Raw genomic sequence first — 6758 nt, forward strand, 5'->3', positions numbered from 1 at the left:
GGAGGGTCACACGCCCCGCTGGCTGGCGTAGAAGACCAGCCGGTACTTGCCGATCTGGACTTCGTCGCCGTTCGACAGGAGGACCGAGTCGATCCGCTCGCGGTTGACGTACGTGCCGTTCAGACTGCCGACGTCGGCGACGCCGAAGCGGCCGTCCGGCCCTCTGCGGAACTCCACATGACGCCGCGAGACCGTCACGTCGTCGAGGAAGATGTCGCTCTGCGGGTGGCGGCCGGCCGTGGTCAGCTCACCGTCCAGCAGGAACCGGCTGCCGGAGTTCGGACCGCGGCGCACCACGAGAAGTGCCGAGCCGAGCGGCAGCGCGTCGACGGCCGCCTGAGCCTCGGGCGACAGCGAAGGAACCGCGGTCTGTCCGGTCACCTCGGCGTCGTAGGCCTCGATGCCGGAGATGGAGATCGTCGAGGTCGTCTCCGAGGCGCGCTCCGCCGGCGCTCCGCCCCGCAGCGGCGCACCGCAGTTGGAGCAGAACCGGCTGGCCTCGGCATTGCGGTGCCCACACCTCGTACAAACCAAGGCCGACATGGACGGGTCCTCCTGCCGCGGCTGCCCCGCGTGGGGATTGGTCGCATACGGGTCGGAGGTAAACCCTCCACCCGTACTTGAGGTTGATGGTTCCCCGAAACCTATGCGGCCGGGACCGGCAGGGTCAACAGATGACGCGCCCTGACCGCCCGAAATGTCACCACCCGGACCACCCACCTCATCCCGGAAGAGCGGCCGCTCCGCGCCCTGCTCCTCACTCTGGCCGTGGCGTGGCGCGCGGTGCCGGGCGTTGCCGCCGTCCTCGCGTGCGCTCTTGCCGAACAACTTCCCAAACAACTTCACGGGCGATTCCCCTTGACCGAAATAGACCCGCCCGTGGGGCAGGACGAACCCTCAATGATCAGACCTGCCGACCCGGACATCATCACAACGTCCGAAACCGCAAGACAGTTTCCACCACGCACCACGCTTGTGATGTGCCGACCCCCCGAACCCTCATGCCCTCGTCCGCCGGACCTCATACTCCCCGCCTCACTGCGATGACGACCGAGCGTAGTCAGGCCGCTTCGCAGGTCTCAACGCATCCACAACGATCTTCTCCGACCGCGCTACCGTGGCCGTGGCCTGCTCCTTCTCCAGCGTCTGCACCACACCGCCCGGGATGTTCAGGGCGGGCTCCAGATCCTGCGGCTTGCCGATGACCTTGAACGTGTACGGCGCGGTGATCCGCTTGCCGTCCACCTCGATGTCGCCGCCGGTGCCGGTGAAATACGTGTCCGCCACGACCCTGGTGTCGTTGACCTGGATCGCCTCCGCACCCGCGGCGCGCAGCTCCTGGATCGCGTCGAGCAGCATGTCCGACTCGACGGTGCCGGACGGGTCCTGGATGGTCAGCGTGATGCCCGGTCCCTGCGCCGCGACTGTGCCGGCCAGGATGCCCAGCTGCTGTTCCTTCTGCAGTGTCTGCTTGCGCGCTTCCTCGGCCTGGTCCGAGCTGCTCTCCAGCTCGGTGCGCTGGTCCTCCAGACGCTGCTTCTCGTCCTCGAGCCGCTGGGTGCGGTTGTCGAGCTCGTCCAGGATGCGCACCAGGTCCTCCTGGCGGGCGCCACGCAGCGCACTGTTGTCACTGTTCGAACGGACCTGGATGGCGAGTCCAAGACCGAGGACGAACAGCAGCAGGGCGACGATGAGTTGAGCGCGCGTGACCCGCGGCGGCCACAACACCGCGACGAGCCGCTGCCGGCCGGTCTGCTCCCCGAGGTGCTCGCCGGTCTGCTCTTCAGGCTGCTCGCCGACCTGCTTCCCGGGCTGCTCGCCGGCCTGCTCTTCAGGCTGCTCGCCGGCCTGCTCTTCAGGCTGCTCGCCGACCTGCTTCCCGGGCTGCTCCTCCGCAGGGGGCGTCACCGACTCCGGCTCCTCGCCCTTCGGGTTCTCTTCGCTGTTCATCGGCCTCACGCCCGGAACACATGCCGGCGGATCGCGGCAGCGTTGGAGAAGATCCGGATACCGAGCACGACCACCACACCCGTGGACAGCTGGGCACCGACGCCCAACTTGTCGCCCAGGAACACGATCAGCGCGGCCACCACCACATTCGACAGGAAGGAGACAACGAAGACCTTGTCGACGAAGATGCCGTCAAGCATGGCCCGCAGGCCACCGAATACGGCGTCGAGAGCCGCGACGACGGCGATCGGCAGATAGGGCTCGACCACCGCCGGTACTTCGGGTCGGACCAACAGTCCGACCACGACTCCCACGACGAGGCCCAGTACGGCGATCACGATGTGCCCTTCCCTGTGTCAGCCGTATCCTGCCCGTTGCCCTTTCCGGCGTCGGCGGTCTTCGGCTCTGCTGTACGTACGATCAAGCTGGGCGCCGCCGGCAGACGCACCTTTTCCTGGTCGGAAATGCTCGTGCGGATACCGAAGTTCTCCTGCAGCGCGTGCAGATACTGCCCGTCGGCACTGTCCTGGAAGGCGGTGCTCAACTTCTTCCCGTCCCCCACCGCAAGCACCGTGTACGGCGGCACCAGCGGTTTGTTGTCCACCAGTATGGCGTCGCCCGCCGCACGGATCGCAGACAGGGCGGTCAACCGCTGACCGTTGATGGCGACAGCCTCCGCGCCGGACTCCCACAGGCCGTTGACGATCCGCTGCATATCGCGGTCCCGCACCCGGCCCGTGTCGTTGAAGCCGCTGCTCGCCCGCGGTCCGTCGCCGCCCTGCTCGGTGTCCTTCGCGTCATCGACGACGAGCTTCACGCCCGGCCCCTGGACCTCTGTGGCACCGGAGAGCAGCGCGACCAGTTCCCCCTGCCCCCCGCCTCCGGTCTTGAGCGCCTTCCGCTGCCGGTCCCCCACCTGCTCACGGAGCGTGTCGACACTGCGTTCGAGCTCGTCCGCAGCAGTGGTCTCCGCGTCGATACGGTCGATGAGCTCCTCGCGCTCCTTCGCCACGACCGGTGCGGATATCCGCGCCTGCGCGGCTCCGACGGTCACGACCAGGGCCGCGAGTACCAGGCCGGCGGCGAGACCGAGCTTCGCACGCAGCGGACGGGGCAGCCCGCCGCCTTCCGCCGCCCGGCGGGCCGTCGCCTCCGCGTATCCGTCGTCGAGGCTGTGCTCCATGACATTCGTCAGCAGCGACATGGACGCATCGGGACGCGGAGGTGGAGAGCCGGTGCTCCGAACGGGGTGCTGCTGCGACATGCCGCACATCGTCGCACGTCGCGGCTGCTACCGCCGAATGGCCCCACCGGTGTGCCGGAAGCCGTCCACAGACAACTCCCGACACACCGGCCCCAGGCTAGAGACCTGCGCTGTCCAGGACGGCGGACCACTCGTCGAGCAGCGCCTGCGCCGAGGCGTCGTCCGGGCCCTCGGCCCACAGATGAGTGACGGCCTCCGCGGGGTCGGGAAGCACCATGACCCAGCGGCCGTCGGGCTCGACGATCCGCACACCGTCGGTCGTATCGACATCCCGGTCGCCGGCCGCCTCGACGACACGTCGCATCACGAGTCCCTTGACCGCCCACGGCGTCGCCAGATCACGCCGCAGCACATGCGCCCGCGGGATCCGGGCGTCGATCTGGCTCAGCGTGAGCTGCGTACGAGCCACCAGGCCGACCAGCCGGACAAAGGCCGCGAAGCCGTCGAAGACACTGCTGAACTCCGGAACGATGAAGCCACCACGGCCGTCTCCGCCGAAGATGGTGGTTTCCTCCCGGCACACACGCGTCAGATCGTCGGGCGATGTGGTCGTCCATTCCACCTGAGTGCCGTGGTACGCCGCCACCTGCTCGGCGATCCTGGTGGTCGTCACCGGCAGGGCCACCCGCCCGCTGCGCCGTTCGGCCGCGACCAGGTCGAGCAGCACCAGCAGCGCGCGATCGTCCTCGACGATCCGCCCCCGCTCGTCAACGAGGGACAGCCGCTCGCCGACGGGGTCGAAGCGCACGCCGAAGGCTGCCCGCGCGGAGGCCACGATCTCGCCCAGCCGCACCATCCCGGACCGGCGGGTGTCCGCCGTTTCGGTGGGCCGCGACTCGTCGAGCCCCGGGTTGATCGTCAGGGCGTCCACACCGAGCCGTCCGAGCAGGTTGGGCAGCACAAGTCCGGCACTGCCGTTGGATGCGTCGATGACGACTTTGAGCCCCGATTCGGCGATGCCCGAGGTGTCGACATTGCGCAGCAGTGAGCCGGTGTACGAGTCGAAGACGCTGGACGGGAAGTGCAGATCCCCGATCTCGCCCGGGAACGCACGCCGGTACTCCTGGCGCGCGTACACCCGGTCCAGCTTTCGCTGTCCGCCCTGCGAGAGGTCCGCTCCGCGCTCGTCGATGAACATGATGTCCACGGAGTCCGGCACACCCGGCGACGTACGGATCATGATGCCGCCGGCGCTTCCCCGCGCGGTCTGCTGTCGGGCGACCGGCAGCGGCACGTTCTCCAGATCTCGTACATCGATGGCACTGGTCTGCAGCGCCGAGATCACGGCCCGCTTCAGCGCGCGGGCACCCCGGGAGTGGTCACGCGCCGTGGTGACCGTCGCCCCCTTCTTGAGAGTGGTGGCGTACGCACCCGCCAGCCGCACCGCCAGCTCGGGCGTGATCTCCACATTGAGGATGCCGGTGACTCCGCGAGCTCCGAAGAGATGCGCCTGGCCCCGCGACTCCCAGATGACGGAGGTATTGACGAAGGCGCCGGCCTCGATCGTCTTGAACGGGTAGACCCGCACATTGCCCTGGATGATCGATTCCTCGCCCACGAGGCACTCGTCACCGATCACGGCGCCGTCCTCGATGCGCGCGGCACGCATGATGTCGGTGTTCTTGCCGATCACGCAGCCCCGGAGATTGCAGTGGTCACCGATGTAGACGTTGTCGTGGATCACGGCCCTGTGGAGAAAGGCGCCGCTCTTGACGACCACGTTGGACCCGACGACGGTGTGCTCGCGGATCTCCACATCGGCTTCGACCTTGGCGTAGTCGCCGATGTACAGCGGACCGCGGAGCACGGCGTCGGGGTGTACTTCCGCGCCTTCCGCGACCCAGACACCCGGCGAGATCTCGAATCCGTCGATCTCCACATCGACCTTGCCCTCGAGGACATCCGCCTGTGCCTTCACATAGCTTTCGTGCGTGCCCACGTCCTCCCAGTAGCCCTCGGCGACATAGCCGTAGATCGGCTTGCCTTCCTTCATGAGCTGCGGGAACACATCACCGGACCAGTCCACGGAAACATCGGCCTCGACGTAGTCGAATACCTCGGGCTCCATGACATAGATGCCCGTATTGACGGTGTCCGAGAAAACCTGTCCCCAGGTCGGCTTCTCCAGGAAGCGCTCGACCTTTCCGCCTTCGTCCACGATGGTGATACCGAATTCCAGTGGATTCGGCACCCGGGTCAGACAGACCGTGACCAGTCCGCCCTTCTCCCTGTGGAAGGCGATCAGATCGGTGAGGTCGAAGTCGGTCAGCGCATCACCGGAGATGACGAGGAACGTATCGTCCTTCAGCGCCTCCTCGGCGTTCTTCACGCTCCCCGCAGTGCCGAGTGGCTTCTCCTCATTGGCATAGGTGAGCTCCATCCCGAGCTCTTCACCGTCGCCGAAGTAGTTCTTGACGAGCGAGGCGAGAAACTGCACGGTTACGACGGTCTCATTGAGCCCATGCCGCTTGAGCAACCGCAGCACATGCTCCATGATCGGCCGGTTGACCACCGGCAGGAGCGGCTTGGGCATACTCGAGGTCATGGGGCGAAGTCGAGTTCCTTCGCCACCGGCCATCACGACGGCCTTCATGTCGGAAGCGTCCTCCTTGAAGAGACGACGGTCTAGCCGACTTCACCCGTCCAAAGAGCCGCTTTGGCGTCATGCGCGGCCGGCAACACTGCGCGGCAACACATCGACGAGGTCAATCGGCCACTGCATCCGCCTTGACGAGGCGGCGGACCTGGACCACATAGAGGATCCCTGCCCACCAATACAGTGTTGTACCCCATACCGCGAACGCCCATCCGAAAATAGCAGCGAGTGACGCAAGCCACCCCTTGCCGTCGCTGAGGAGCAGCAACGGGAAGGCATACATCAGGTTGAACGTGGCTGCCTTGCCCAGGAAGTTCACCTGGGGCGGCGGATAACCGTGCCTGCGGAGGATACCCACCATCACCAGCAGCATCAGTTCCCGAGCCAATAGGGCCGCGGTGAGCCAGATGGGTAGGATCTCGCGCCAGGTCAGTCCGACGAGGGTGGAGAGGATGTAGAGACGGTCGGCGGCGGGATCCAGAAGCCGGCCGAGGGTGCTGATCTGGTTCCATCGGCGGGCAAGCTTGCCGTCGAGATAGTCGGTGACACCGCTGAGCATCAGCACCAGCAACGCCCAGCCATCGCTCTTGGGGCCCCCGAACTCGGGGCGGAGAATCAGCCACAGGAAGAGAGGCACGCCAAGCAGGCGCGCCATGCTGAGGATGTTGGGGATGGTGAGTACCCGGTCCGTCTGAACGCGGGTCTCCTGGACCTCCACCCGGGAGCCTCCTGTGCGGAACGTGCCAACGATGCCCCCTGACCCTACCCTCAGCCATGCGCTGGTCCTACACAGGGGTTGGCGCAATGGGTTCCGAACGCAGAAAAGCCCCGCACCATGACGGTGCGGGGCTTTCCCACAATGATTGTTCGGCGGTGTCCTACTCTCCCACAGGGTCCCCCCTGCAGTACCATCGGCGCTGAAAGGCTTAGCTTCCGGGTTCGGAATGT

General features: G+C 66.6%; 6 protein-coding genes and 1 rRNA gene. All 7 read right to left on the minus strand.

Annotated elements, in window-relative coordinates; all coding sequences use genetic code 11:
* Nucleotides 1-6: 6 nt before the first annotated feature.
* Nucleotides 7-888 (minus strand): FHA domain-containing protein, encoded by an 882-nt coding sequence (locus ACWDZ6_RS27305; RefSeq protein WP_451504944.1) that lies wholly within the window; start codon nucleotides 886-888, stop codon nucleotides 7-9.
* A gap of 147 nt (nucleotides 889-1035) precedes the next feature.
* Complete coding sequence (locus ACWDZ6_RS27310) at nucleotides 1036-1950, minus strand: DUF881 domain-containing protein (protein ID WP_451504940.1); 915 nt, start codon at nucleotides 1948-1950, stop codon at nucleotides 1036-1038.
* 5 nt (nucleotides 1951-1955) lie between these two features.
* Nucleotides 1956-2288 carry a small basic family protein gene (locus ACWDZ6_RS27315; RefSeq protein WP_003970459.1) on the minus strand — a complete coding sequence of 111 codons (333 nt, stop codon included), beginning with the start codon at nucleotides 2286-2288 and terminating at the stop codon, nucleotides 1956-1958.
* Nucleotides 2285-3214, minus strand: a complete 930-nt coding sequence (locus ACWDZ6_RS27320) for a DUF881 domain-containing protein (protein ID WP_451504941.1) — start codon at nucleotides 3212-3214, stop codon at nucleotides 2285-2287. Before ACWDZ6_RS27320 ends, ACWDZ6_RS27315 begins: the two co-directional genes overlap by 4 nt.
* A 97-nt stretch (nucleotides 3215-3311) precedes the next feature.
* Nucleotides 3312-5807, minus strand: a complete 2496-nt coding sequence (locus tag ACWDZ6_RS27325) for a sugar phosphate nucleotidyltransferase (RefSeq protein ID WP_451504942.1) — start codon at nucleotides 5805-5807, stop codon at nucleotides 3312-3314.
* Nucleotides 5808-5919: 112 nt separating this feature from the next.
* On the minus strand, nucleotides 5920-6528 hold the full coding sequence (locus ACWDZ6_RS27330; protein ID WP_366735815.1) for a CDP-alcohol phosphatidyltransferase family protein: 609 nt from the start codon (nucleotides 6526-6528) through the stop codon (nucleotides 5920-5922).
* Nucleotides 6529-6675: 147 nt separating this feature from the next.
* A 5S ribosomal RNA gene (gene rrf, locus ACWDZ6_RS27335) occupies nucleotides 6676-6758 on the minus strand; the annotation flags it as partial.

It is taken from the genome of Streptomyces sp. NPDC002926, assembly GCF_053591755.1.